The sequence below is a fragment of the Paraburkholderia caffeinilytica genome, assembly GCF_046030355.1.
GTDB lineage: Bacteria > Pseudomonadota > Gammaproteobacteria > Burkholderiales > Burkholderiaceae > Paraburkholderia > Paraburkholderia caffeinilytica_B.
In genome coordinates, this window is the sequence record NZ_JAQQCQ010000035.1 from 39,930 (window position 1) to 64,715 (window position 24,786).

Consider the following 24,786-nt stretch of genomic DNA (forward strand, 5'->3'; position numbering starts at 1 on the left):
TGCAACGAGCGCGCGACCTGGCCGCCGCGCGCTCGCCTTACAACATTTCCGTCAATCCGCGCGCAAAACGATCGTTGCCAAAGGTGGCAGCGTCAGCGCAGCGGAATGCGGCCAGCCGTGGCTCGAAACTTCGTCGGTGTGAATCAGGCCGCCGTTGCCCATGTTCGAGCCGCCGTACACGCCGGCATCCGTATTCAGCACTTCTGCCCAGCGGCCGCTGCGGGGCATGCCGATCCGGTAACCGAGCCGCGGCACCGGCGTCATATTGCAGACCACCACCAGTTCGCGGCCCGCGCCGTCGGTACGGCGATAGGCGTACACGCTGTTGGCGCTGTCGTCGCCGATCAGCCACTCGAAACCGCCTGGCTCGCTGTCGAGCAAATGCAACGCGGGCTCCTGCAGGTACAGATGGTTCAGATCGCGCACCAGCTTCTGTACGCCGTGATGGTTCGGATCGTCGAGCAGATGCCAGTGGGGCGACGTGTCGTGGTTGAATTCCGCTAACTGGCCGAATTCGCCGCCCATGAACAGCAGCTTCTTGCCCGGATGCGTCCACATGAAGCCGAAGTACGCGCGCAGGTTAGCGAATTTCTGCCATCGGTCGCCAGGCATCTTGCCGAGCAACGATCCTTTGCCGTGCACCACTTCGTCGTGCGAAAGCGGCAGCACGAAGCGCTCGGAATACGCGTACACCATCCCGAAGGTCATCATGTGATGATGGTATTGGCGGTAGACCGGATCCTCTTCCATGTAGTGCAGCGTGTCGTGCATCCAGCCCATGTTCCACTTGAACTGGAAACCGAGGCCGCCGTCTTCGACGCGCGCCGTCACGCCAGGCCACGCGGTCGATTCTTCGGCGATCGTGATTGCGCCGGGTACGCCCGGCACGTAGCCGACTTCATGATTCAGCCGCTTCAGAAACGCAATCGACTCGAGGTTTTCGCGCCCGCCGTAGATGTTCGGCACCCACTCGCCGGCGGCGCGCGAATAGTCGCGGTACAGCATCGAGGCGACCGCATCTACGCGCAGGCCGTCGACGTGATAGCGCTTCAACCACGCGAGGCCCGACGCCACCAGGAACGCGCTCACCTCGTTGCGGCCGAGGTTGTAGATCATCGTGTTCCAGTCCTGGTGATAGCCTTCGCGCGGATCGGCGTGCTCGTAGAGCGGCGTGCCGTCGAAGTCGATCAGGCCGTGCGCGTCGTTCGGAAAGTGCGCCGGCACCCAGTCGAGAATCACGCCGAGGCCGGCCGCGTGCGCCTTGTCGACGAACAGGGCGAACTGCTCGGGCTTGCCGAAGCGTGCCGACGGCGCGAATTGTCCCAGCGGCTGATAGCCCCACGAACCGCCGAACGGGTGCTCGGCAATCGGCATGAATTCGACATGCGTGAAGCCCATGCTCTTCACGTACGGAATCAACCGTTCGGCGAGTTCTTCCCACGTGAGGCCGCGCTGGCCTTCTTCGGCGACGCGCAGCCACGACTCGGCATGCACTTCGTAGATCGAGATCGGCGCGCGCGGGGTTTGCCTGGCGGCGCGCGATTGAATCCAGTCGTGGTCGGTCCATTCAAACTGCTCGATCTCGCCGACATGCGCGACCACCGACGCAGTGCCTGGCGGCAATTCCGTCTGCATCGCGCACGGGTCGGCCTTGAGCGGCAGCGGATGACCGTCACGGGCGAGCAATTCGTACTTGTAGCGCGTGCCTGGGCCGACGCGCGGCACAAACAATTCCCACACGCCTGCCTGATGACGCAGCCGCATCGGATGACGGCGCCCGTCCCACGAATTGAAGTCGCCGACCACCGAGACGCGCCGCGCATTCGGCGCCCAGACGGCGAAGCGCACGCCCGGCACGCCGTCCACTTCCATCGGACGCGAGCCGAGGCATTCGAGCACCGCGTACGGGTCGCCGCCGGCGAGACGGCCCAATGGTTCGTCGCCGAGAACGGGTCCGAACGAATACGTGTCCTCGATTTCCTGCACGGTGCCATGCCAGTCGATGCGCAGGCGATAGGGCGCGGCAGACGTGATGCGGCCGGCGAACAGCCCGGGCCGGAGTTGCTCGAGTTCGCCGAGCGTCGCGCCGTTGGCGCGTGAAATCACGGTGACGTGCCTGGCGTTAGGCAACAGTGCGCGCACCACCGGACCCGCGTCCGTCTGATGCATGCCGAGTTGCGAGAAAGGATCGGGGTGACGTGCTTCAACGAGCGCGTCGATATCGAGTGGTTGGAGGCCTGCGGCCGGATCGTGCTCACTCATAGTCGCCCTCGGCCGGATTAGGCGATGCGGCGGCGCCTGGCGCCTGGGTTGACGGATCATGCTGCGGGTTGCCGGTGTCGCCGAGCAACCGGCTGGTGAGCGCGGCGAGGCCGCGTACCGGCAAACCGAGCCACGTCGGACGGTTAGCTGCTTCGTAACGGATTTCGTAAGCGGCTTTCTCGATCAGGAACAGATCGAGCAAGGCCTGTTCGGCTTCGGGCGCTACCAGCGGCGTCGGCGAATCCGCGAGGGCGGCGCGGTATTCCTTCAGGAACGTCTCGGCAGCATGCGCACGGAAACGCTCGAAGAGCGCGCGCTTGCGATCGGCGGTTTGCTGGGGCGCGCTTTCCATGGTGGACTGCGCCGCGGCGCTCGCATACGACAGCGAGCGCAACAAGCCGGCCACGTCGCGCAACGGACTCGACTTCTGACGCCGTTCCTCCAGCGTACGCGCGGGTTCGCCTTCGAAGTCGATCAGATACGCGTCGCCCTGCGCGACCAGCACCTGACCCAGATGGAAGTCGCCGTGAATGCGGGTACGCAGCGCGCCCGCATCGCCCGACACCAGCTTGCTCACGGCGTCGACCAGCGCGGCGCGGCGGTCGATCAGGCTTTGCGCCAATGCCTGGGTATCCGGATCGCTCATCTGCGCGATGCGCGGAGCGAGCAGATCGAGCGCGCCGGCGAGCATGGACTGCGTGCCGGCGACCCACGCCTTCACCTGCTCGACGCTGGCGAGTTCCGGGGCGAATGCCGGGTCGTCGGACGGCGACGCGAGCGCCATATGCAGTTCGCCGAGCCGCTTGCCGATGGTGCCGGCCAACGAACTGTAGCCTTCCATGAGAATCGTTTCGTTGTCGCGGTCCGGCGACTGTCCGTCCGTATCGACGGCGATCGCGAGTTCGTCCACCGAGCGGCGCAGATAGTCCAGCGACCAGTTCCAGGCGTCGCCCTGATTGTCGATATAGCCTTGCAGGATAGCGAGTGTATGCGGCACGCCTTCGGGATCGACGCGCACCACTTCACCATACAGCGGCGCGGTGTTCGCGTAGCCGAGTTGGGTCAGATAGCGGCTGATTTCCGCTTCCGGATGAATGCCGCTTACCAGACGCCGCACCAGTTTCAGCACCGCGGCATCGGCGATGATCAGCGAGCTGTTGCTTTGCTCGGCTGCCAGCCAGCGGATCTCGGGCCGTTCGCCGAGGTCGTTGAGTTCGGCGAAACGCTCGGTGGGGAGAAACTTGATCTCGCTCTTCTGCACCGTCGGCACGACCGCGCGTTCGCGCAGCTTGCGCATCACGCCATGAGCGAAGATGGGCAGCGCGAACGCGTCCGTCAGATGCCCGACGTTGCGGCCGCGGCGCACGCGCGCGAGCGCCAGTTGCATGAACAGCGGCGTCGTGGTTTCGCCGCCCCATGTGATTGCGATTGGCACGACGTAGCGTTCGGTGTGGTCGCCCACGTCCGCTTCGATTTCGGTGAAGGCGAAGCCGCCGTTGGGGATGGTCGTCAACGCGGCGAGGCGCACCGCGTGCATCTTCTGATCCTTCGATGCAAACCAGCGGCGCCGGCTCAGCCATGACGGCAGCACTTCGGATTCGAGCAGCCGGACGTTTTCCGGTGTCGGACCGACCTGACCTTCGCGGATCACGATCGTGACGAATTCGGGCAGCGGTTCGGAATGCGCTTGCGCCCAGGTTGGACGCTGGCCACTATCGCACAGCATGAACCACAGGAAACCGTACGGCGGGAAGGTCAGCAGATAGGTGAGCTGGCCGATTGCCGGGAACACGGAATCGGCCGTCATTTCGATCGGCACCGAACCGTTGAATTCGGATAGATCGAGTTCGACCGCCTGCGGGGCGCGCGACAGGTTGGCGACGCACAAGATGGGCGGCTCGCCTGGCAATTCGCGCAGATACGCAAGGATCTTGCGGTTTTCCGGCTTCAGGAAGCGGATGGTGCCGCGTCCGAAGGTTTGTTTCGCGCGGCGCGTGGCGAGCATGCGCCGGGTCCAGTTCAACAGCGAATGCGGATCGCGGCTTTGCGCCTCGACATTGACGGCGTCGAAGCCGTACAACGAACCCATTACCGGCGGCAGCACCAGTTGCTCTGGATCGGCGCGCGAGAATCCGCCATTGCGATCCGACGACCATTGCATCGGCGTGCGCACGCCGTCACGATCGCCGAGGTGGATGTTGTCGCCCATGCCGAGTTCGTCGCCGTAATAGATCACGGGCGTGCCAGGCATTGAGAGCAGCAGCGAATTGATCAACTCGATGCGGCGGCGGTCGCGCTCCATGAGCGGCGCGAGGCGGCGGCGAATGCCGAGGTTCAGGCGCGCGCGGCGATCGCTTGCATAGGTGTTCCACAGGTAATCGCGCTCGGAATCCGTGACCATTTCGAGCGTCAGTTCATCGTGATTGCGCAGGAAAATCGCCCACTGGTTCGTTGCCGCGAGGTCCGGCGTCTGCCGCATGATGTCGGTGATCGGGAAGCGATCCTCGCTCGCGATCGACATATAAATGCGCGGCATCAGCGGGAAGTGGAACGCCATGTGGCATTCGTCTTCGTCACCGAAATATTCCTTCACGTCTTCCGGCCACTGGTTCGCTTCGGCGAGCAGCATCCGGTTCGGATACTCGGCGTCGATGGTCGCGCGGATCTTCTTCAGCACCGCGTGCGTTTCCGGCAGGTTCTCGTTGTTGGTGCCCTCGCGTTCGACCAGATACGGCACCGCGTCGAGCCGCAGCCCGTCGATGCCCATATCGAGCCAGAAGCGCATCACCTGCAGCACTTCCTTCAGCACGGCCGGATTGTCGAAGTTCAGATCGGGCTGGTGGGAGTAGAAACGATGCCAGTAGTAAGCGCCCGCGACCGGATCATGAGTCCAGTTCGACGGCTCCGAATCGATAAAGATGATCCGCGTTTCCGTGTACTTCTGATCGGTCTCGGACCACACGTAGTAGTTGCGATGATTCGACCCTGGCTTTGCGCGGCGGGCGCGCTGGAACCACGGGTGTTGATCCGACGTATGGTTGATGACGAGTTCCGTAATGACACGAATGCCGCGTGCATGCGCCTCCTGAATGAAACGCTTCACGTCGGAAAGCTGGCCGTAGTCCGGATGCACATTGCGGTAATCGGCGATATCGTAGCCGTCGTCGCGACGCGGCGACGGATAGAACGGCAGCAGCCAGATCGCATTCACGCCGAGTTCGGCGATGTAGTCGAGCTTCGCGATCAAGCCCGGAAAATCGCCGACACCATCATTGTTCGCGTCGAAGAACGACTTGATGTGCACCTGATAAATGATCGCGTCTTTGTACCAGAGCGGGTCGTCGCTCAGGGCCGCGGGCTTGCCGCGCCGATGCGAGCGTGCTTTGGCGACGCTGCCCGTGGCTGCGCTCGTATGGACCTGCGACGTGCTTTGGGCTGGATCGTCACGCTTCATGTCGCACCTTCCGTAGGGGTTGGGTTGCCAGCGTCGTCTGCGTGATAGTCGCTGTCGGCATCATCCGGGCGTTCGGCGGGCAGGCCGCCGAGCGGCGCGATGCGCCAGATCGAAAACGGCTGGCCCGAACCGAGCTGGACGTGCTGCCAGCGGCCGTGCCATTCGAAGCGCGCGCCGGTCATCTGATCGGTCACTTCCAGCGCGCCATGGTCGTGCAAATTCCATTGGTTGAAAGTGTCCCATGACAATTCGATATCCGCGCCCTGTTCGTTGAACGGGTCGAGATTGATCGCCACCAGGATCACGTTGTCGCGTGCTTCGGTTGCTTTTTCGAAGAACAGGATGTTGTCGTTGTGCGCGGTGAGGAACGTGAGGCCGAGATGCGTTTGCAGCGCCGGGTTCGCGCGACGAATCCGGTTCAGCGCTGTGATCTCGCCGACGATGTTGCCGGGCCGGTTCCAGTCCCACGCGCGCAGTTGATACTTCTCGGAGTCGAGATACTCCTCGCTGTTCGGCAACGCGGCGGCCTCGCACAATTCGAAACCGCTATATACACCCCACAAACCGGCGAGCGTGGACGCGAGCGCCGCCCGAATCAGAAAGCCCGACCGCCCCGACGACTGCAAATGCCGTGGATTGATGTCCGGTGTATTGACGAAGAAATTCGGCCGGTAGAAATCGCGCGCGCCGGTTTGCGTGAGTTCGGTCATGTACTCGATGAAGTCGCGCTTCGACTCGCGCCACGTGAAATACGTGTACGACTGCGAGAAGCCGATCTTGCCGAGCCGGTTCATCATACGCGGCCGGGTGAAGGCTTCGGCGAGGAAGATCGTGTCGGGATAGCGCGAGCGCACGTCGTTGATCACCCATTCCCAGAACGGCAGCGGCTTGGTGTGCGGATTGTCCACCCGGAAAATATGTACGCCGGCTTCGATCCAGAACAGGAACACGTCGCGCAGCGCGAGCCACAAATCGGGTTTGGCGTCGTGCGCATAGAAGTCGGGATTGACGATGTCCTGATACTTCTTCGGCGGATTTTCCGCGTAGCGCAGCGTGCCGTCGGGGCGCCAGGCGAACCACGTCGGATGCTCTTTCAGCCATGGGTGATCCGGCGAGCACTGGATCGCGAAGTCGAGCGCGATTTCGAGGCCGTGCGCGTGCGCGGCGGCCAGCATCTGCTTGAAGTCGTCGAGCGTGCCGAGTTCGGGATGCACGGCGGTGTGGCCGCCCTCGGCTCCGCCGATCGCGTACGGGCTGCCGACGTCGCCCGGCTGTGCGGTCAGCGTATTGTTGCGGCCTTTGCGGTTCGCGACGCCGATCGGGTGGATCGGCGGGAAGTACAGCACGTCGAAACCCATGTCGCGGATACGCGGCAGTTTCGTGACAACGTCAGCGAAGGTGCCGTGACGCGATTCGTCGTCGCTCATCGAACGCGGGAAGATTTCGTACCAGCTGGCAAAGGCTGCCGCGGTGCGGTCGGCGTCGATCTTGTAGACGATCGGATCGCGGCTCAGGAACGGGCGGTGGCGCGCGGCGGTCATTGCCTTTGCGGTGGTCGGCGCGAGCAGCAGCGCCAGCTTCGTTTCGGCGTCTCCCTTCGTGAAGAGCTTGACGATATGTTCGAGCGGTTCGGTCACCGCGCCTTCTACGGTTTCCACTTCGGCGAGCACGAGGGCGAACAGATGCGTGGCTTCGTCGAGTTCGAGCTCGACGGTTTGGCCCGCCTTCAGTTTCTTCTGGATATGCTCGACCAGCGACGCAAAATCGTCGCGCCATGCGATGACCGTGAATTCATGACGGCCGAGGCGCTCCAGCGGGATGCGCGCTTTCCAGATATCGAGGCCGGCCGGCTGTGCGGGGCTCATCGGCACTTCGTGCCAGGCGGTCTCGTCGGCGGCGCGCCAGACGACGGCGGCGGCGATCTTGTCGTGACCTTCCGCGAAGATCGCAGCGGTGATTTCGGCGCGCTCGCCCACCGTGCGCTTGGCGGGGAAACGTCCGTTATCGACCGACGGTGTCACGCTCTCGATCGCCACGCGCGGCGCGCTGATCGCTTCGAGCACGGTCTTGCGGCCGCTGCGCTTGCTGTTCGCCTTGTCGATCGGCGGCGCGAGTCGGATCGGTTGGTCGGCGGCTGCGCGGAACAGGCGCACGGCGCCGGGTGCGAGCGTGAAGGGAGCGAATGCAGCGGGCGTGGCGTTGGCAGGTGCGTCGAGCGGAGCGAAGCGGGTGAAGTTGCCCGGTACGCCCGCGAGGAAGCGGGCTGGATCGACGCGGACTGGCGCACCGAGTTCGGGATTGATGGCGATCAGGATCGCTTCGCCGGCATCGCGCAGATCGGATGTGTCGGCGCGCAGCAAGACGGCCGCGGGTGCGCCGGGCCCGCTTAGCGGGCGCAATTCGCCGTTCGCGTGCAGCGTTTTCGTATTGCGCACCACGTCGTTCGCATGGCTGATCCGCTCGGAGAGGTCGAATCGCTTCGCCTGGCAGGCCAGCGCGAACTGCGCAGCGTCGCCGCGTGTCTGCGACATCGGTTCGGTGACGCCGTATTCGAAGCCCATCGGCATCATCCAGCCGGTGCCGGTCGAGGCCGACGCGAACAGCGCACGCCGGTAGGCACGTTCGACGATGGCGGCGTCGTGCGCGTCGCTGAGATCGGCGGCGAGGCGGGTGCCGTAAGGCGCTTCGGGAAAGGCGATGGGGGCGGCAATACGGGCGAGCGCGGCATGCTCTTCCACCATCCAGCTGGCGCGGAAGTCCCACCAGCGCACCGACGAGAACACGCTGTCGAAGCCCGCGCCTGCGAGGCCGAGCAGATCGCCCCGCGCGAGCCCCGGCGTCGCGGCGAGGAAACGCACCTCAGGATGCTTCGCGCGAACCGCGTCGCCGAGTTGCCGCCAAACCGCGGCCGGCACGCGATGCGGCGAATCGAACCGGAAGCCGCCGACACCGGCGTCGGCCAGCGCCAGCAGTTGCTGGGTCCACCAGTCGACTAGCGCGGCGCTGCTGGCGGCGTCGTTGAAGTTCGCATACGCGACGTTGTCTTCGCGATGCACATGGCGCGGATCGAGCCGCGCCTCTTCCGACTCGAATGGGTGGAACCAGCCAGTATGCTCGGCGTACAACGCGCCATCGGCCGCCATCCGGTCGATCACCAGATCGACCAGCAAGGCCAGACCGTTCTGGCGGGCGGCCTGCGCAAGCGTGCGGACCGCCTCGGTGGCAGGTTGTTGAGTCTCGAACACCGGATGCAGCCGGCCATGATTGCCGACCACCTGGGCGTGGCCCGCACGGCCCGGCTCGAAGAGGCCGCCGATCAGCGCGTGATCGAAACCCAGTCCGGCTGCGTGAGCGAACTGCGCGGGCCATGCATCGAGCGGCCCAACGAGAAGTGAATGAAAAAAGTAAATCCGCGGCGCGTACCCGTTTGGGAATTCCATCGGTCGTTTCCAGATTCGTCCTGCTGCGGTGTGGATGCAATTGACATGCGATCACAGCGCTCATTGGGCTTCCAGACTGCCAGAGCCGGATACCGCGCGATGCGTGAAGCGAGGGCGCGTACTGGTCAATGTAGTGCAAAGATCGTCACGCCGCTGGCCAGTAGCGGGTGCTTTGACGCCAGGCGTCGATAGCGCGCGGCCGGCCAGACTATTCGCAAGACGCAGCAAACGTTGTGCCAGTATGGGCTGGACTCACGCGGAAGGGTGAGGAAGCGCGCGCCCTAGGGGAGGCGCGGCGAATAGCCGGAAGCGGCAGGGGCCTGGTAACGGCCGGCCGGCGTGTAAAACGGACGGATGTCGCCCGGTTTTACACGGGGAAACGACGCGGCTGCCGGCGCCGCGAAAGGTGAAGTGGTGGCCGGCGGGACAAGCGTCGTGAGGGAGAGACCTTTAGTGAAGCAGGGACCGGTCAGGAGCCGACCAGGCCCGCCGCGATGTTCACGCACAAGCCGAGCACGGCGACGTTGAAGTAGAACGACAGGATCGACTGTGCGAGCACGGCGCGGCGAATCGTGCGGGAGCGCAGCACGACGTCCGAAGTTTGCGAGGCCACGGCAATGGTGAACGAGAAGTACAGGAAGTCCCAATAGTCCGGCTGCAACTTGTGGTCGGGGAACAGCAGCGCGGTCTCGGCGGCATTCGTGTCGTAATAGAGCCGGGCGTAGTGCTGCGTGAAAATCGTCGGGATCAGGAACCATGCGCCGACCATCGTGAGGCCGGTCAGCAGGTAGTGCCAGGCAGTCGAAGCACCGGCTGTACCCTTCGCCGAGGCCAGTTCGAGCACGATCGCAGCAATGCTGGCGACTGTCGCGACACAGATCACCAACAGCACCACACCAGCGTTTTCGTCGTCGCGCCGTGCGAAGTCACGGACCAGGCCTTCGTTGGCGAAGGCCATGTGCAGCCAGATCAGCACGAGATAGGTCCACACGGCGACGTCCCAGCCGGCTAGAACGCGCACCATGGGGCGTGTGTGTTCGGGGAGCAACAGCGCGGCCACGAGGCCAACGGCGAGGCCGATCAGCATGCGGGGGCGATTGCGGAGAACCTGCGGAAAATAGTTGATGAGCATGGAATCAAGGGTGAAGGGCCGTCTGTGTCGCGGATTCTACCCGCGCTTCGGGCACCATTTGTCGAATGGGTGAGTCGCAGGCCATAGTCTTTCGCAACGGCCTTGCGCACCGCTTTCAGTTGAAAGGGGATTGGCAGGCGGCGCGTATCTCCCGCGTTCGGCACCCAACTCACCGACGATCAGGTGGCGGCTATCACCCATTACGTGACCAGACAGTTCGGCAATCCGCAGTCCACGATGACGGCGGATCAGGATGCCAAACTGCGAACACAGCAATAGCGACCGCGCCTATGCGGATTTCTCCGGCAACTTATGCCGGAGATACGCAAATTTTGCGTCGTTTCTACGTCATTTCGGTGAGGCGGGACATCAGGAAAAGATCGGGAACGCGCATACGTACTTGCACGTACCGATCTATCATGAGCGAATGGCTTCCGTACTCGTCAACTTCGTCCAGCATCATCCGGCCAATGGGAACGGTCGCGACTTTGTCGTCGGCGATTTGCATGGCTGTGTCGATGCGCTGCGCTATCTGTTGCGCGACATCGCGTTCGACCCGGCGCGCGACCGGCTCTTTTCGGTCGGCGATCTGGTGGACCGCGGCGAACATTCCGAGCAGGCTTTGGCCCTGCTCGACAAGCCGTGGTTTCACGCGGTGCTCGGCAATCATGAAGACACCTTGTGCGCCGTCGCCGATGGGCGTTTGCGGCGGCAATGGTGGTATGGAATCGGCGGCATATGGGCGGCGACTTTGTCTGACGAACGTTTGCAGCACTACGCTGAACGTCTGCGGACGCTGCCGCTTGTGCGGGTGGTCGGCAGCGGCAAAGAGCGCTTCAATATTCTGCATGCCGAATTCTTCGGCACGGACGCCGAACTCGACGCCGGGAATTTTTCCGCCGAAACGCGTCAGCAATTGCTGTGGGGGCGCGATCTTGCGTTGGGTAACGGCGATCCGCAGCGGCAACACGGCCTTTCACTGACCTACTGCGGCCATACGCCGATGCGCGACATCCAGCAGATCGGCTCACAGATTTTTATCGACACTGGCGCATTCGGGCCGGGTGGCAAGCTGACCATCGTGGAGCCTCGGGCGCTGCGGCGCTGGTCGATCTCGGTTGAGGCGGCACGGGAGAGCGGGGCGGCGGCGCTGGCTTTGCCGTGATTGTTTCGAGTCTCTTAGCCCACCTGATTGAGTTCGAACACGATATCGATGCTTGAGCCGTTCCAGTTGTATTCCAGATATGCCGCGTGATGGCAGTCGCGCAGCAGCGTGGTTCTGAACGCGGCGAGGCACTCGCCTTCGTCATCCCGCACCGACGGATACACGATGCCCGGCGCACCGCCCTCGCGTACGGCACGGCCGAGCGATTGTCCGGCGACATAGTCGTCGGGCGACAGCACCGCTAGATCGAGCGATGCGTCGTCGCGGATGTCGACCACATTACCTTGCGCTACCACGGTGTAGAGCCGCATCTGCTGTCGCATGGGGGGCTCGGCGGTTGCCTCCAGAAATTTCCCCGTGTGATAGCGCGTCTCCGCGATCGCAGTGGCACGCGAACGGGCGCAATAGAACACGCCGTACGTGCCGTCCGAGAAGCGGCTGCCGAGCGGATTCAGGTGTGTCAACGCGGCCATGATCGGCCCATAGCCCGGACCGAACCGGCGCTCCTCGCGCGGCACGAGATCGAGTTCGCCGACTTCGGTGCGCAGGCGGTCGTTGGTCATGCCCTCGAGCGCGTACAGGGCGTCGAAATCTTCCGGCGATGCGACCCGGTCGAATAGATTGACGGCCGGAAAGCGTGTCGGAATCACGCGATACGCGGGCGACCAGTCGAGCGGCGCGCTGCGCCAGCGGTGCTGCCAATGCGGTTCTGTCACGCCCAGCCGCCTCGCATCGCGTCGAGATACTGGCGCACGGCCACGAGATCGCTGATATTGCCGGCCAGCATACGGTCTAGCGCGCGGCGGCCGCCGAACGGCGGCGCGCTATTGGGGCGTTTGATCCAGGTGTCGGCGGCGCTGGGTTGCGGCAGCAGGATTTGCAGCGCTTTATAGATGCCTAGCAGCAGCGACAGGCGTTCCAGCGTGTCGCGCCCCAGACGCGCTGTTGCCGGCGCGGATTTCCATTTGAAGTAGGTGGAGCGGCCGGGCGAGCCGAGCAACACGATCTGCTCTTCGGCGCTCAGGTCCCAGTCTCGCGCGATGTTGAAGAATGCGCGCAGGCCTGCCGCCGACATTTCCGTGAGCGTGGGTTCCGAAACCGGCCGGCGGATCGGCGGTTCGGGTTGGGTGGCGCGGGCAGCGTGAGCCATGAGCGGGTAAGTCCTTATCTGTACTTGTTATTGATATTAGTCTAAAAATGGATTTTTGCAAGAGAATATAATCCCGGCTCGTTATGAAGCCGAAGATCAGGAGAAGCAGGAGATGTGGGTTCGAGCAGTAGCAACGGCAGTTGCCGTATGGTGTGTATCGGGTGCGGCAATGGCCGCCGGTTACGCGGAGGTGTGGAATCCGCCCGAGTCGACCGGGCACGCGGCGAAGCACGCAAAGAAAACGACGGGCGCCGGCAAGGTCAAGTCTACCGCCGCGGCGAAGGCGGGTTCGAAGCACGCGGCGAACGGTCAACATGGGGCGCAACGAGTTGCGTCGGCGTCGAAGAGTGGTGCCAGGCCGGCAGTGCACGGTAGCGTGAAGAAGGTCTCGGCCAAGAGTGCTGGCCACAGTGGTGTGGTAAAGGGCGCAGGCAAACTCAAGCCCAAGCCGAAGGCAGCCGTGGTGGCGCAGGGTAAAAAGCCGCACGCACAACTCGCTCAGGCGAAATCGGGGCAAGGCAGGATCATGCACGCCAACCTGGTTCAAGGCCATGCAGCGCACGCCAAAGCGGTCAAGGTGACGGCGAAAACCAGCACGGCCAAACCGGCCGCTGTCCACACGAACGCGCCTGCCGGGGCCGCAAACGTAACGGCGAGTCCCGCGGCCGTTAATCCGGCTACCGCCAGCAGCAGTTCGTTGCCGCCGATCCTCCACTGATCTTCGGTTCAGGCGGTGCGCTTTTTGCGGTGAAAAGCCTCACGCGGCCTTTCGCGGACGGCCGCCTTTCTTGCCGTTCTCGCGCGCAGCCGCCGATTTCGCCTCGGATTTCACGCTACCGCCGCTGCGGCCGATATCACGCATCCATGCTTTCGAGCCGAATACACCATCGATAAGGCCATGCACCGACACCACGACGTCGAGTGCCGGAAAAACGAGCGCTGAACCGAGGCCGAAAATCTCAATCGAGCGCAAGTGCGCGGCCGACGCGTTGTGCAAACCCTCGATATAAGCGATGGGCACCAGCAGCGAGATGTCATTGGTCAGCGTGATTTCGAGCCGTTTGGTGCGCGGTTTATAGCAAGCGCCACGCGCGGCGGGACGTTTGGCGGTTTCAGCGCCGCGTTCCCGAGCGAGCCGCCATTCTTCGCTGCTGTTCATGAGTGGATTCCTTTCCATGCGGAGCACAGGGCTTGGGTTTTTATGGCAAAGCGGCCAGATGTCTCAAGCGCTTGCCAACCCATTCGTCACCAACCGCAGCGTCTCCATCGACCGCTTGTCCCTCACGCGCGAATGCAAGGTCACGCGTGACTCCGGCAGCGGCGGCAAACCCAGCCGCCCGCCGACATCGACCAATCCACGCGGCGCAACTCTACGCGCCAGCGGCGACACAGCCAAACCCGCCGCAACCGCAGCGCCGACTGCCGCCACACCGCCACCGACGAACACTTCCTGCCACGCAACCGCAGCCTTATTCAGCGTATGCAACGCGACGTCGCGCACATTGCACGGCGGACTGAGCAGCGCCAGCGCCAACGGCTCGCCGACGCGCGGCAGCCATTCCGGTGTCGCGAGCCAGCCGAGCGGCTCGCTGAACAGCACTTGCGAGTCGTCACGCGGCGGTTCATCGGCGCCATAGCGGATGATCACCGCGTCGAGACGCCGCTCGTCGAATTGCGCGAGCAGCGCCGCAGATGTGCCCAGATGCAATTCGACCACCAGACCCGGATCGTGCGCGTTGAGCCGCGCAAGCAACTGCGGCAAGTTCGTTCCCGCGACGTGCTCGCTCAGCCCGAGCGTGAGCCGCCGACGCTCCACTGACAGCGAACCCAGCGCCCGCTCATGCGCGCCCAGCAGATCGCGGGCCGCGCCGAGGAACGCAGTGCCGTCCGCGGAAAGCCGTACGACACGCGGCGTACGTTCCACTAACTGCTTGCCGAGGTGCGCCTCCAGCCGCTTGAGCTTCAGGCTGACGGCCGATTGCGTGGTATCGAGCGCGTCCGCAGCCCGCGTGAAACTGTGCAGATCGGCGACCAGCACGAAGGCGCGTACCGCGTCGAGATCGAGAACTTTCATTTCAGTTGAATATGGATGAAATAGCCGATGATGTCTGTTCATTATGACTGAGTGCGCCTAAGCTGTGTTTACCCAATCACTGCAACCAAGGAGTTTCATCATGCCGCTCACACGAATCGCATTGCGCGCCGGCAAGCCGGTGGAATACCGGAAGGCGCTGACGGACAGCATCCAGCGTTCGCTGGTGGAAACGTGCAATGTGCCGAAAGACGACATCTTCATGCTTATCACCGAGCACGAGGCCGGCAATTTTGTGTATGACAAGCAGTATCTGAACATCGAACGCAGCGACGATCTCGTGGTGATTCAGATCACGTTTAACAATACGCGCACGCTCGAACAGAAGAAGGCGCTGTACAAGCGCATGGCGGATGAACTGGCGGAGTCGCCGGGACTGCGACGAGAAGATGTGTTCATCAATCTCGTCGAAGTGCTCAAGGAGAACTGGTCGTTCGGGAATGGGATCGCGCAGTACGCGGTTTGAATGACTGACGAACCCGGCGGCCTGCGCTCCTTTGCGGCGAGGGATGGATGCAGCGGGGCTGCGTCAAGTGGCTCCGAAATCCGTAACGCGCCGTACATGCAGCCGTTAAGGAGCGCTGCGTCGCTATAATGATTCGCTCTCCTTTCCTCGCATATCGCCCCCGCCGCCATGACATCCGACCGCACCGATTCGTCCCACGAAGCTCTTGAACTTGGCGGCTCCGTCTGGTTTCAGGCGGGCGCGCAAACGCTCGGCGGCGCGTCGCGGATCGCGCTGCTCGCGGCGATCGGCGAGACCGGTTCGATCACCAGCGCGGCGAAAGCCGTCGGCATGAGCTACAAAGGCGCGTGGGACGCCGTCGACACGATGAACAATCTCGCCGGCGAGCCACTCGTCGTGCGCTCGACCGGTGGCAAAGGCGGTGGCGGCACGACGCTCACGTCGCGCGCCGTGAAGCTGATCGACACGTTTCGGGCAGTCGAACGCGAGCACCGGCGTTTTCTGGAACGCGCGGGCGCGGCGATCGAAGGTTTTGCGACGGATTGGGATCTGATCGGACGCATCGGCGTGAAAACGAGCGCGCGCAATCAGCTTTACGGCGCGGTGTCGGCAATCACGCGCGGCACAGTCAACGACGAAGTGTCGCTGGCGTTGCCGGGCGGCCATACGATCGTCGCGGTCGTCACGCATGAAAGTACCGAGACGTTGGGGCTCGCGGTGGGCGCGGCGGCGTTCGCGTTGATCAAGGCGTCATGGGTGGTGCTGCTCGTGGAGAACGAAAGCGGTGCGCCGCTGAAGCTCTCAGCGCGCAATCAGTTGCGCGGCAAGGTGCAGAGCGTGAAGCGCGGGGCAGTCAACGCGGAGGTGTCGTTGCTGTTGGACGGCGGTGCGGTGATTACCGCGGTGGTCACGAATCAAAGCGTCGATACGCTTGGGCTTGCGGAAGGCGGGACCGCAGTTGCGGTGTTCAAGGCGTCGAGCGTGATTCTTGGCGTGAAGGATTGAGTGAGGCAAGGGCGTTGGAGGGCACAGCCTCTGGCGATTCTGAGGATTTCCGGATTACGTATTGCGCGTGGCGTTGAACCATCCGGCAGCGCGCGCTGACGTTACGGCATGCTGCGCTCGTACCCGGCAAACGGATGATTCTCGCGTACACAACCGTCACTGACCTGCACAACCTGATCGCCGAAGGCGGCGACGTCGTCGGGATCGTGCGTGATCAACACCATCGGAATATCGAGCCTCGTTTGCAGGTCCGATAACTCGCGCCGCATACGCTGGCGCAACGCGCTATCGAGTGCGGAAAACGGCTCGTCGAGCAACAGCAAACGAGGCTCGGCGACCAGTGCCCGCGCGAGCGCCACGCGCTGTTTCTGTCCTCCCGAAAGCTGCGCCGGATGATTGCCCGCCACGCTTTTCAACTCGAGCGCATCGAGCCAGTAATCGACGTGTGGGTGCGCGATACGCGCGCGCGGATTGAGCCAACCCTGTTGTAACCCGAAGCCGATGTTCTGCCGCACGTTCAGATGCGGAAACAGCGCATAGTCCTGAAACAGATACGCAATCTTGCGCGCCTGCGGTTTCTGATCGATACCGCGCGCACTGTCGAATAAAGTGTCGCCGTGCAGCGTGATCGCCCCTTCGTCGGGGCGCAGCAAGCCGGCGATCGCCTGTAGCGTTAAGCTCTTGCCTGCACCGGACGGCCCGAACAGCACGACGCGCTGCGTGATCGCCTTGAACGAGACGTCAAGCGTAAAACGGCGCTCGGCGCTCGCGAAGGTCTTGCGGATGTCGACGGCGAGCGGCATATCAGCGGGACGACAAAAGCGTGTGCTGCGGCACCAGACGGCCCGCGAGCAACAGGATCACGACGCACGTCACGGAGGTCACGAGTACGAGGAAATTGGCGGTGCTGTCGTCGCCGGCCTGCACGGCTGAATAGACCGCAACCGAAAGCGTCTGCGTGCGCCCTGGCAAGTTGCCCGCGATCATCAGCGTCGCGCCGAATTCGCCGAGCGCCCGCGCAAACGCGAGCAGACCGCCGGCGAGAATGCCGCGGGCGGCGAGCGGCAGCGTCACGCGAAAGAAGATCGCTGTTTCGCTGATGCCGAGCGTGCGCGCGGCCCGCTCGAGCTGCGGATCGACGGCTTCGAAAGCGGCGCGCGCCGACTTCAGCACGAGCGGAAACGCCACCACTGTCGACGCGATCACCGCGCCCTGCCAGGTGAACACCAACTGGATGTCGAAGCGGTCGAGCCATGCACCGATCACGCCGCGCCGTCCGAGCAACACGAGCAGGTAGTAACCGAGCACGGTGGGCGGCATTACCAGCGGCAGCATCAGCATCGAATCGATTACATCGCGCGCGCCCGAGCGCCAGCGCGACAAACCAAAGCCCGCGGCGACGCCGAACACCAGATTGAGCGCGGTGGCCCAGCCCGCCACTTTCAGTGACAGCAGGAGCGGAATCCAGGCCTGTTGCATGGGCTTGCCGTACCTGGGTTAATGCGCGGGCTTGAAGCCGTACTTCGCGAGCACGGCCTGGCCGGCTGGCGAGAGCACGAAATTCATGAAGGCCTGCGCGTCGGCAGCGTGACGGCTGCCTTCGACCTGCGCGATCGGATAGGTGATCGGCGTTTGCGTCGGCACGGTCATCGCGACCTTGACCTTGTCCGGCATGATCGCGGCATCGGTGCTGAAGACGAAACCGGCGTCGACTTCGCCACGCGATACGTAGTCCAGGCTCTGGCGTACGTTCGACGCCAATACGGCCTTCGCGCTGACCGCGTCCCACGCGCCTGCGGCCTGCAGCGCGCCCTGCGCATAGCGGCCGATCGGCACGGAAGCCGGATCGCCGTAAGCCACACGCTTCACATTCGCCGACGTCAGATCGTTCAGCGAAGCCGGCGCGAAATGGCTGTCGGCCGGCACGATCAGCACGAGCGAATTGGCGGCGAAATCCTTGCGCGTAGCCGGAACGATCACTTTTTCCGCGACGGCCTTGTCCATCGCTTTCTGATCCGCAGAGGCGAACACATCGGCGGGTGCACCCTTGGCGATTTGCTGCATCAGCACGTCGGACGCGCCAAAGTTCAGCAATACCTTGGTGCCGGGATGTTGCTGTTCGAAGACCTCGCTCACCGCTTTGAACGCGTTAGTCAGGCTGGCGGCGGCGGAAACCACCAGTTCGTCGGCACGTGCGTTGGCGCTGACGGCAACGGAGAGGGCGCTGGCAATGAACAGCGCATGTTTCACAAGGCGGCGGGACAGTGTCATGAGGGCTTGGATGTCCGGTGCGTGCCGGAACGGCGGGTTAAAACGCTATCGTAATATATGAAAGGTTATAGCGGTACTCATGACGATCATTCGATTGCGCGCATAACGTGGCGCGCGGCGTGCGGATCGGCGAATGTGGGCGCCAGCCGCCGGACAGACAATCGGTTGAGCGTGCTTCAGACGTCTGACGAGTGCGGCGGCGTAAGCGTATTGAGCGTCTGCGACAAGGGTGCAGTGGCGGGGCGTACGTCACGTACGGCTCGCCACTTGGCGCGAATGAACGGCCGGTCGTGACCGGACACCTTCAGCGCGATATGCGTGACCCAGCGTTGCGTCGGCACGTGCACACCGTGCATCAACAGCGCGAGGATCATCAGACTGGCAGTGACGGGCAGCGCCGAAAGCCGGCCCGGTTCGGCATTCCACGCCATGCGCACGAAGAACAGCGCCGCCAGCGCGCCGACCACGCAGCCGGTAACGGCTTCAGACGGCGAGTGAGCGCTCAGTGCGACACGCGACAAGCCGACCGCAATGCCCGCGGCCAGGCCCAGGATGACGCCGAGCAGGCGAATCGCCGGACGCGTCGGCAGCAGCATCAGAAACAGCGCAACGGGATAGACAGCGGTGGAGAGCATGGCGTGTCCGCTGACGCCGGTGAAATCCAGTTCGCGCACGCCGACGCCCCAGCCGAGGAAGGCCAGCTTGGTCACGGTCACAATGCCGATGGCCCCGCCAAGCAGCAGCAACCAGCCGGCAGCCATGCGCCACGTGTAGCCGACCGCCAGCCAGAGCGCGATGGCGAACGCGAGTGGCAGCGTCATGCCGGCGCCGCCGAGGCTGGTGATCGAGTACCACAGATGGACAGGTAAGTCGGGCATGGCAAAAGCGCGACCAAGGCCGCGTAGAATCGGGTTGGTAATGGTTTAACGCGCGAACGGCGCGAATCGCCGACGCAGCAAAGGCGTCTACCGACATTATTTACCCGCCAGTATAGACGGGTGCCCCGGGCCGAATTCGCTACGCGTCAGGCTTTTTGTGACGGGGCGTTGGCTAGCGGACAAGTAAAGCGGACAAGCTTTGCCATGGTTGGACGCAGGTGTGGCTGCAAGGTTCGCTGCGCGGAAAATTCGCGGCCCGGCAGAGGCTCAGACTGCCAGCATCGCATGAGGATTGGTGTTATTGTGCATTGCACAACAAAGCGTCGTTCTATCGAACGACACCTGTCCCTTTTTGCGAGGTTACCCGCCGATGGCAAAAAGTCTATCGAAAATCTGGCTGCGCGGTCTCAAGCGACTGCTCGCGATTCAAACCGAGCACGCTCACGCTACGACCAAGCGCACCACCACGCGGCCGACCCGTGCAGCCACCACCAAGCCTTCGGCCAAGGTCCGCCCGGTCAAGCCGGCGGCCGTGCTGCGCGCTTCCGCGAAACGCGAGGCGCCGCGCGCCGCTCCACGGGAATCGCGGGTTCGTCCGCGGGCCTCGGCATGGGCGAGCGGTTCATGGACGCGCTCGTTCCATTCGGCTCCTGCCGCCCCCGGGCGGCTCGTCAACCACCTGCAGTACGGGCTGTACATCCCGTCTGGCCATGCGCACGAGGCGATGCCGCTGGTGGTGATGCTGCACGGCTGTACCCAGTCGATTGACGAATTCGCCGAAGGCACGCGGATGAACGTGCTCGCCGACCGGTTTGGCTTTGCCGTGGTTTATCCGGAACAATCGAAACACGTGCATTCGCATCGCTGTTGGCATTGGTACGACGCCAGCGACAGCGCCGGCGGCGCTGAGGCGCGGGCGATCGTTTCGCTGGTGGATTCGCTGGTGGCCCAGCATGGCTTTGACAGCGAGCGTGTGTATGTCGCTGGAATCTCTGCTGGAGCCGGCCTGACGGCGCTTCTGGCTGTCAACTATCCGGAACATTTCGCGGCGGTCGCGCTGCATTCCGGCCCCGCTTTCGGCGAGGCTCGCTCCGGCATTGCGGCGATGGACGTGATGCGGCGCGGCGCACGCCGCGAACCTGCTGAGCTAGTCGACGAACTCGTCAATGTGGCTGAATACCCCGGAATGCCGGCCATCATCCTCCACGGCGACAGCGACCATGTGGTTGCGCCGGTCAATGCGGACCAGTTGGCGGTGCAGTTTCTCCGTCTGAACCGGATCGTCGACGAGAAAGGCGCGCGTAAATCAGGCGAAGTCAAAGAGGAGCGCAAGGGCGGCGTGGTGATGCGCGACTACCTGCGCGGCGGGCGTCGCGTGGTGCGGTTGTGCCGCGTGCAGGGACTCGCGCATGCCTGGAGCGGTGGCGACGAAGCCGTACCGTTCCATTCCGCCAAAGGTCCGGACGCAAGCGCCATGGTGTGGGAATTCTTCAAGCACCAACGCCGTACGGGCGCTGGCCGTACCGCTGAAAGCCCCGTGGCAGAAGCCTCGGCGAGCTCCCGGTGACGCTGAAGCAACACGTCGAAATGAGTGTTGGCGCAATCCTAGGGTTTTCCCTATAATACGGGTTATCCCTTAGGTATTGATGCCTAAATTCATTGTCGAGGTTGACCATGTATCTGCTTAGCCGCCTGTTTCTGTTCCTGACCAAATCGCCCGATCAACTCGCGAAAGAACGCGCTGACGCCTTCCTCGCAGAAGCAACCGATCTGTACGATCTGGAATTCCGTATGCGCAAGCTGGACCGTGAGGCCACCACCCGTCAGCCGTCGTGGATGAGCCAGCACTAAGCTGCGCGAGTTTGAAGCATCGGCGCGTAATGAATAACGCCGGTGTTTGAGGTGGGCGTCCAAGCGGAATAGCCACTTCACGCTACGTTGAAAAGCAGTTGAACTGCCCTTCGACGATTGCAGCATTCTGGCCGTCGCGTTTCCATGCGCGCCATGCGGCAATCGCCATCTGCACGTAAAGCACCGACCACGCCGGCGGGAATACCCAGTTCGGCAGATTAAACGCACACTTGTACCGTGCTGCGTAGTGGGCCACAGGCGGGCGCCAGGCCAAAAACCGGCTCGCGATAAACGCTGCAACCCGCATTAAACCCAAAAACGCGAGCAGCGCCGGTAAGGGCGTCCTTCAGTCTCTTCAATACGCTCGTGATCCTCAAGACGTTCGTGACCAAGATAATGTGAGCGGGCACTCACTTGCCGAAACGGGCAAGCGTACGCTGCCGTGCTTCGGCATGGTCGACGATCGGGGCCGGATAATCCTTGCCCAATATCACTTCAAATTCCGCGAGCCGCTCCGCTCCCGCCAGCCACGGCGCGTGAATCCATTTGGGCGGCAGTTTCGCAAGCTGGGGCAGGTAGCGTTTGATAAAGCGCCCTTCGGCATCGAACTTTTCGGATTGCGTGATCGGGTTGAAGATCCGGAAATACGGTTGCGCGTCGCATCCCGTCGATGCCGCCCATTGCCAGCCGCCGTTATTTGCCGAGAAGTCGAAATCGTTCAGTTGTTCGGCGAAGTAGCGCTCGCCGCGCCGCCAGTCGATGCCCAGATCCTTCACCAGAAAACTCGCCGTTACCATCCGCAGACGGTTGTGCATGTAGCCCGTGCGGTTCAACTGCAGCATGGCAGCGTCGACCAGCGGATATCCCGTGCGGCCTTCGCACCATGCGGCGAACGCCTCATCCGCTTCTGGGCCTTGCTCCCAGCGCAGCCGGTCGTATTCTTCCTTGAACGAAGCGCCGCCCGCGAGCCGGGGATGATGCGAGAGGATCATGAAGTAAAAATCCCGCCAGATCAGCTCCGACAGCCACGTGGCCGAGCCTTGCCCGTCCGGCTGAAGTGCCATCTCGTGCGCAAGCCGCGCGAGCGTGCGGATCGAGACAGTACCGAAGCGCAGATGCATCGACAGGTAGCTTGGGCCTTTGACGGCGGGAAAGTCGCGCCGGTCCTTATAGCTGTCGATGCGGGTCATGAAGTCGTCGAGCAGACGTTGCGCGCCGCTCATGCCGGTGGGCAGGCTGAGCTCCGCAAGATTGCTCGCCGCGAAGCCGAGTTGATCGAGTGTCGGAAACTGGCGGTCCAGCTTGGGCGGCAGTGCTGCCAGATGCTTCGCGTAGGTCTCGACGGGATAGGGTTTCAGATCGAAGGCTGTCAACTGCTTGAGCCATGCGTTCTTATATGGGGTGAACACCGTGAACGGCTTGTTCTGGCCTGTCAGCACCTCATCACGCTCGAAAATCACCTGGTCTTTAAACGTCAGCCATTGACGTCCGGCTTCGACAAGCCGCTCGCGCACCCTCTCGTCACGCTCGATCGCGACCGGTTCGTAATCGTGATTCGTGAATAGCGCATCCACGCCGAGTTCATCGGCGAGCCTTGGCACGAGATCGACGGGATCGCCGTACAGCACGATGAGGCCGCCCCCTTTGGCGCGCAACGCCTCGTCCAACTCCCCCAACGCAGCAAGAATGAACTCGATGCGGCGGTCTTGCGCTCGTGTGTCCGGATGCCGAGTTTGCCAGGCGTCGATCAGCGGCTGCAGGATCGTCGTGTCGAATACGAACACGCACCAGACGCGCTCGCAATGCTTGAGCGCGTAGTAAAGCGCGGCGTTGTCCGTGCTGCGCAGGTCGCGGCGAAACCAGACCAGACCGGTATCGAAGGTGTCGTTCAGGCGCCGGGCGAGTGTCATTGGAATGGTGGATCGGGTTAAAGGCTGTGCGGCGAAGCATCGACCGGCGCAATGATCAGCTGTCAGGCGACGATATCACTGAGCTGCGTGTTTATTCATGGAGCCAGGGGTGAAGTCCCATGACGGCAGATGATAGGTCCGACTGATGCCGCACATTGCGTGCCGCGTCCGCGAATGCCTATCGCGAACGGCACAACGCCCGCGGCTGGTTTGCAGGGCGCGGGCGTTGTTCATGACGGCGCGGTTGTGCCGCGCGCGTCAGCGATTCATTGGCAATGCATTGAAGCCGCTGCAGTTTACGCGACTTGCAGGCGCACCGCGACGTTGTTGCGCGTGGCGTTCGAGTACGGGCAGACCTGATGCGCTGCGTCGACCAGTTCCTTGGCTGCATCCGCAGCGAGGCCTGGCAACGAGACGCGCAGATCGATGTCCAGCGCGAAACCGCCCTGGTCGTTCGGGCCGATCCCCACTTCTGCCGTGACCTGCGTGTCAGCCGGCAAAGCCTGCTTGCGCTGGCCGGCGACGAACTTCATCGCGCTCAGGAAACACGCCGAGTAGCCGGCGGCAAAGAGTTGTTCCGGATTGGTGCCCGCTGCGCCCGTGCCGCCCAGTTCGCGCGGTGCCGCCAGCTTCACGTCCAATGCGTTGTCCGACGATACTGCACGGCCGTCACGGCCACCGGTGCTCGTTGCGCTTGCCTTGTAGAGGATGTTCACGGTGCTGCTCCTTTGTCTGGGTTGTCAGAATGTGCCTGCTTGCCGCTGTTTGCCCGCCCTTCTGGCAGGGCGCTATCGAAGCGGCATGTGATAAATGTAGTGTACAAATCATTTGTGTGCAAATGAATTTTTGCATCGTATCGATAGCGTGCTTTTTGAAACAGGCCGGCTAGTGGTCCATGTAATCGTTGAGCGTGCTGCGCAGACGCGTCAGATCGTCTCGCAGACGGAGCAGGAATTCCGGCGACTGCTGGGTCGCGCAGAAGATTTCCGCCGGCACTTCGCGTGCCTGACGCTTCAGTGCGGTGCCCGCTTTGGTGAGCCGGATGTAGACGAGCCGCTCATCTTCGACACCGCGAACCCGTTCCAGGTAGCCCTGCGCCTCGAGCCGCTTGAGCAGTGGCGTGACCGTCGCCGAGTCGAGATTCAGGCGTGCGGCCATGTCTTTCACCGTGACGTCGTCGGCCTCCCAGAGCACCAGCATCGTCAGATATTGCGGGTACGTCAGGCCGAGCTTGTCGAGCAGCGGTTTGTACGCTTTCGTCATTGCAAGCGAGGTCGAATAGAGTGCGAAGCAGAGTTGCTCGTCGAGCGTAAAGGGCAAAGCGGGGCGCTGGGTCATGTTGCATCTCGCATAAAAAGAGCGTGCAAATCGATTGCGTGCAAACCATTGTGCCGCAAATCGAGGCAGGCTGACGAGTGAGAAGGGGAATCAGGGAAGCGGCGGTGGTGGGCGCCGCGCCCTGCAGTCGGCGTGCCAGGGGCGCTAAGGCTGGCATGCGGTTACCAGGGTACCGTGGCATGGTCACCAAGGCTGGCGTGCATGGCTATCAAGGTACCGTAGCATGGCCGCCAAGGCTGGTGTGCATGGCTATCAAGGTACCGTAGCATGGCCACCAAGGCTGGCGTGCATGACTACCGAGGCGTGGCGTGCGGGCGGGGTTAGCGCGGAACTGCGCAGAGTACAAAGGCGCAAGCGGCCATTGTTCCGAAG

The 24,786-nt window shown here is 63.1% G+C and carries 22 protein-coding genes; 6 read left to right on the forward strand and 16 right to left on the reverse strand.

Features of this window, described 5'->3' with window-relative positions; all coding sequences use genetic code 11:
* Nucleotides 1–51: 51 nt before the first annotated feature.
* The 4 genes from glgB to PQQ95_RS33840 all read right to left on the reverse strand — a co-directional run bounded on the left by glgB (nt 52) and on the right by PQQ95_RS33840 (nt 10,288).
* Complete coding sequence (gene glgB / locus PQQ95_RS33825; RefSeq protein WP_408446000.1) at nt 52–2,262, reverse strand: 1,4-alpha-glucan branching protein GlgB; 2,211 nt, start codon at nt 2,260–2,262, stop codon at nt 52–54.
* Nucleotides 2,255–5,716: a maltose alpha-D-glucosyltransferase gene (treS, locus tag PQQ95_RS33830; protein WP_408446002.1), complete on the reverse strand. Its 3,462-nt coding sequence runs from the start codon at nt 5,714–5,716 to the stop codon at nt 2,255–2,257. The genes glgB and treS overlap by 8 nt, the downstream gene beginning before the upstream one ends.
* A complete protein-coding gene (locus tag PQQ95_RS33835; RefSeq protein WP_408446005.1) occupies nt 5,713–9,156 on the reverse strand; it encodes a maltotransferase domain-containing protein in 3,444 nt (1,147 codons plus the stop codon). The genes treS and PQQ95_RS33835 overlap by 4 nt, the downstream gene beginning before the upstream one ends.
* A 469-nt stretch (nt 9,157–9,625) precedes the next feature.
* The gene (locus tag PQQ95_RS33840) at nt 9,626–10,288 is read right to left on the reverse strand and encodes a DUF1345 domain-containing protein (RefSeq protein WP_408446008.1); all 663 of its coding nucleotides are present in this window, start codon (nt 10,286–10,288) and stop codon (nt 9,626–9,628) included.
* 427 nt (nt 10,289–10,715) lie between these two features.
* Between PQQ95_RS33840 and PQQ95_RS33845 the strand changes: the two genes are divergently transcribed.
* A complete protein-coding gene (locus PQQ95_RS33845; protein ID WP_408446010.1) occupies nt 10,716–11,453 on the forward strand; it encodes a metallophosphoesterase in 738 nt (245 codons plus the stop codon).
* Nucleotides 11,454–11,467: 14 nt separating this feature from the next.
* Here PQQ95_RS33845 and PQQ95_RS33850 read toward each other — a convergent pair whose 3' ends face one another.
* Nucleotides 11,468–12,169 (reverse strand): RES family NAD+ phosphorylase, encoded by a 702-nt coding sequence (locus PQQ95_RS33850; protein ID WP_408446012.1) that lies wholly within the window; start codon nt 12,167–12,169, stop codon nt 11,468–11,470.
* Entirely contained in the window at nt 12,166–12,603 is a 438-nt protein-coding gene (locus PQQ95_RS33855) for an MbcA/ParS/Xre antitoxin family protein (protein WP_169487214.1), read from the reverse strand. The genes PQQ95_RS33850 and PQQ95_RS33855 overlap by 4 nt, the downstream gene beginning before the upstream one ends.
* Nucleotides 12,604–12,715: 112 nt before the next feature.
* Between PQQ95_RS33855 and PQQ95_RS33860 the strand changes: the two genes are divergently transcribed.
* Nucleotides 12,716–13,321, forward strand: coding sequence for a hypothetical protein (locus tag PQQ95_RS33860; protein ID WP_408446015.1), 606 nt, complete (start codon nt 12,716–12,718; stop codon nt 13,319–13,321).
* Between the two features lie 39 nt (nt 13,322–13,360).
* Here PQQ95_RS33860 and PQQ95_RS33865 read toward each other — a convergent pair whose 3' ends face one another.
* Both PQQ95_RS33865 and PQQ95_RS33870 read right to left on the reverse strand, forming a co-directional pair.
* Complete coding sequence (locus PQQ95_RS33865) at nt 13,361–13,762, reverse strand: DUF2442 domain-containing protein (RefSeq protein ID WP_408446018.1); 402 nt, start codon at nt 13,760–13,762, stop codon at nt 13,361–13,363.
* A 63-nt stretch (nt 13,763–13,825) separates the two neighbouring features.
* Nucleotides 13,826–14,677, reverse strand: coding sequence for a LysR family transcriptional regulator (locus PQQ95_RS33870; RefSeq protein WP_408446019.1), 852 nt, complete (start codon nt 14,675–14,677; stop codon nt 13,826–13,828).
* 100 nt (nt 14,678–14,777) lie between these two features.
* On the opposite strand from PQQ95_RS33870, the gene PQQ95_RS33875 reads away from it, so the two are divergent.
* Together PQQ95_RS33875 and PQQ95_RS33880 are read left to right on the forward strand one after the other, a co-directional pair.
* Entirely contained in the window at nt 14,778–15,161 is a 384-nt protein-coding gene (locus PQQ95_RS33875; RefSeq protein ID WP_408304117.1) for a tautomerase family protein, read from the forward strand.
* Between the two features lie 168 nt (nt 15,162–15,329).
* Nucleotides 15,330–16,166: a TOBE domain-containing protein gene (locus tag PQQ95_RS33880; protein WP_408446021.1), complete on the forward strand. Its 837-nt coding sequence runs from the start codon at nt 15,330–15,332 to the stop codon at nt 16,164–16,166.
* A gap of 101 nt (nt 16,167–16,267) precedes the next feature.
* Here the strand turns inward: PQQ95_RS33880 and PQQ95_RS33885 are convergent, their stop codons facing one another.
* From PQQ95_RS33885 to PQQ95_RS33900, 4 genes are all read right to left on the reverse strand, one after another.
* Nucleotides 16,268–16,969 carry a sulfate/molybdate ABC transporter ATP-binding protein gene (locus PQQ95_RS33885; protein WP_408446022.1) on the reverse strand — a complete coding sequence of 234 codons (702 nt, stop codon included), beginning with the start codon at nt 16,967–16,969 and terminating at the stop codon, nt 16,268–16,270.
* A gap of 1 nt (nt 16,970) precedes the next feature.
* On the reverse strand, nt 16,971–17,645 hold the full coding sequence (gene modB, locus PQQ95_RS33890; RefSeq protein WP_408446025.1) for a molybdate ABC transporter permease subunit: 675 nt from the start codon (nt 17,643–17,645) through the stop codon (nt 16,971–16,973).
* Nucleotides 17,646–17,663: 18 nt separating this feature from the next.
* Complete coding sequence (gene modA, locus PQQ95_RS33895; RefSeq protein WP_408446026.1) at nt 17,664–18,437, reverse strand: molybdate ABC transporter substrate-binding protein; 774 nt, start codon at nt 18,435–18,437, stop codon at nt 17,664–17,666.
* Nucleotides 18,438–18,613: 176 nt separating this feature from the next.
* On the reverse strand, nt 18,614–19,315 hold the full coding sequence (locus PQQ95_RS33900; RefSeq protein WP_408446028.1) for a phosphatase PAP2 family protein: 702 nt from the start codon (nt 19,313–19,315) through the stop codon (nt 18,614–18,616).
* Between the two features lie 370 nt (nt 19,316–19,685).
* Between PQQ95_RS33900 and PQQ95_RS33905 the strand changes: the two genes are divergently transcribed.
* Together PQQ95_RS33905 and PQQ95_RS33910 are read left to right on the forward strand one after the other, a co-directional pair.
* Complete coding sequence (locus PQQ95_RS33905) at nt 19,686–20,882, forward strand: extracellular catalytic domain type 1 short-chain-length polyhydroxyalkanoate depolymerase (RefSeq protein WP_408446031.1); 1,197 nt, start codon at nt 19,686–19,688, stop codon at nt 20,880–20,882.
* Between the two features lie 107 nt (nt 20,883–20,989).
* Nucleotides 20,990–21,166: a DUF3563 family protein gene (locus PQQ95_RS33910; RefSeq protein ID WP_120306126.1), complete on the forward strand. Its 177-nt coding sequence runs from the start codon at nt 20,990–20,992 to the stop codon at nt 21,164–21,166.
* A gap of 82 nt (nt 21,167–21,248) precedes the next feature.
* Here the strand turns inward: PQQ95_RS33910 and PQQ95_RS33915 are convergent, their stop codons facing one another.
* From PQQ95_RS33915 to PQQ95_RS33930, 4 genes are all read right to left on the reverse strand, one after another.
* Complete coding sequence (locus tag PQQ95_RS33915) at nt 21,249–21,422, reverse strand: TspO/MBR family protein (RefSeq protein ID WP_408446035.1); 174 nt, start codon at nt 21,420–21,422, stop codon at nt 21,249–21,251.
* Between the two features lie 154 nt (nt 21,423–21,576).
* A complete protein-coding gene (locus PQQ95_RS33920) occupies nt 21,577–23,076 on the reverse strand; it encodes a cryptochrome/photolyase family protein (RefSeq protein ID WP_408446037.1) in 1,500 nt (499 codons plus the stop codon).
* Nucleotides 23,077–23,372: 296 nt separating this feature from the next.
* The gene (locus PQQ95_RS33925; RefSeq protein WP_408446040.1) at nt 23,373–23,792 is read right to left on the reverse strand and encodes an organic hydroperoxide resistance protein; all 420 of its coding nucleotides are present in this window, start codon (nt 23,790–23,792) and stop codon (nt 23,373–23,375) included.
* A gap of 169 nt (nt 23,793–23,961) precedes the next feature.
* The gene (locus PQQ95_RS33930; protein ID WP_408446042.1) at nt 23,962–24,414 is read right to left on the reverse strand and encodes a MarR family winged helix-turn-helix transcriptional regulator; all 453 of its coding nucleotides are present in this window, start codon (nt 24,412–24,414) and stop codon (nt 23,962–23,964) included.
* Nucleotides 24,415–24,786: the final 372 nt, after the last annotated feature.

Excerpts from the sequence above, each read along its gene's own strand:
- glgB (WP_408446000.1), bottom strand. The coding sequence starts at position 2,262 with ATGAGTGAGCACGATCCGGCCGCAGGCCTCCAACCACTCGATATCGAC.
- treS (WP_408446002.1), bottom strand. The coding sequence starts at position 5,716 with ATGAAGCGTGACGATCCAGCCCAAAGCACGTCGCAGGTCCATACGAGC.
- PQQ95_RS33835 (WP_408446005.1), bottom strand. The coding sequence starts at position 9,156 with ATGGAATTCCCAAACGGGTACGCGCCGCGGATTTACTTTTTTCATTCA.
- PQQ95_RS33840 (WP_408446008.1), bottom strand. The coding sequence starts at position 10,288 with ATGCTCATCAACTATTTTCCGCAGGTTCTCCGCAATCGCCCCCGCATG.
- PQQ95_RS33845 (WP_408446010.1), top strand. The coding sequence starts at position 10,716 with ATGGCTTCCGTACTCGTCAACTTCGTCCAGCATCATCCGGCCAATGGG.
- PQQ95_RS33855 (WP_169487214.1), bottom strand. The coding sequence starts at position 12,603 with ATGGCTCACGCTGCCCGCGCCACCCAACCCGAACCGCCGATCCGCCGG.
- PQQ95_RS33860 (WP_408446015.1), top strand. The coding sequence starts at position 12,716 with ATGTGGGTTCGAGCAGTAGCAACGGCAGTTGCCGTATGGTGTGTATCG.
- PQQ95_RS33865 (WP_408446018.1), bottom strand. The coding sequence starts at position 13,762 with ATGAACAGCAGCGAAGAATGGCGGCTCGCTCGGGAACGCGGCGCTGAA.
- PQQ95_RS33870 (WP_408446019.1), bottom strand. The coding sequence starts at position 14,677 with ATGAAAGTTCTCGATCTCGACGCGGTACGCGCCTTCGTGCTGGTCGCC.
- PQQ95_RS33875 (WP_408304117.1), top strand. The coding sequence starts at position 14,778 with ATGCCGCTCACACGAATCGCATTGCGCGCCGGCAAGCCGGTGGAATAC.
- PQQ95_RS33880 (WP_408446021.1), top strand. The coding sequence starts at position 15,330 with ATGACATCCGACCGCACCGATTCGTCCCACGAAGCTCTTGAACTTGGC.
- PQQ95_RS33885 (WP_408446022.1), bottom strand. The coding sequence starts at position 16,969 with ATGCCGCTCGCCGTCGACATCCGCAAGACCTTCGCGAGCGCCGAGCGC.
- modB (WP_408446025.1), bottom strand. The coding sequence starts at position 17,645 with ATGCAACAGGCCTGGATTCCGCTCCTGCTGTCACTGAAAGTGGCGGGC.
- modA (WP_408446026.1), bottom strand. The coding sequence starts at position 18,437 with ATGACACTGTCCCGCCGCCTTGTGAAACATGCGCTGTTCATTGCCAGC.
- PQQ95_RS33900 (WP_408446028.1), bottom strand. The coding sequence starts at position 19,315 with ATGCCCGACTTACCTGTCCATCTGTGGTACTCGATCACCAGCCTCGGC.
- PQQ95_RS33905 (WP_408446031.1), top strand. The coding sequence starts at position 19,686 with ATGGCAAAAAGTCTATCGAAAATCTGGCTGCGCGGTCTCAAGCGACTG.
- PQQ95_RS33910 (WP_120306126.1), top strand. The coding sequence starts at position 20,990 with ATGTATCTGCTTAGCCGCCTGTTTCTGTTCCTGACCAAATCGCCCGAT.
- PQQ95_RS33920 (WP_408446037.1), bottom strand. The coding sequence starts at position 23,076 with ATGACACTCGCCCGGCGCCTGAACGACACCTTCGATACCGGTCTGGTC.
- PQQ95_RS33930 (WP_408446042.1), bottom strand. The coding sequence starts at position 24,414 with ATGACCCAGCGCCCCGCTTTGCCCTTTACGCTCGACGAGCAACTCTGC.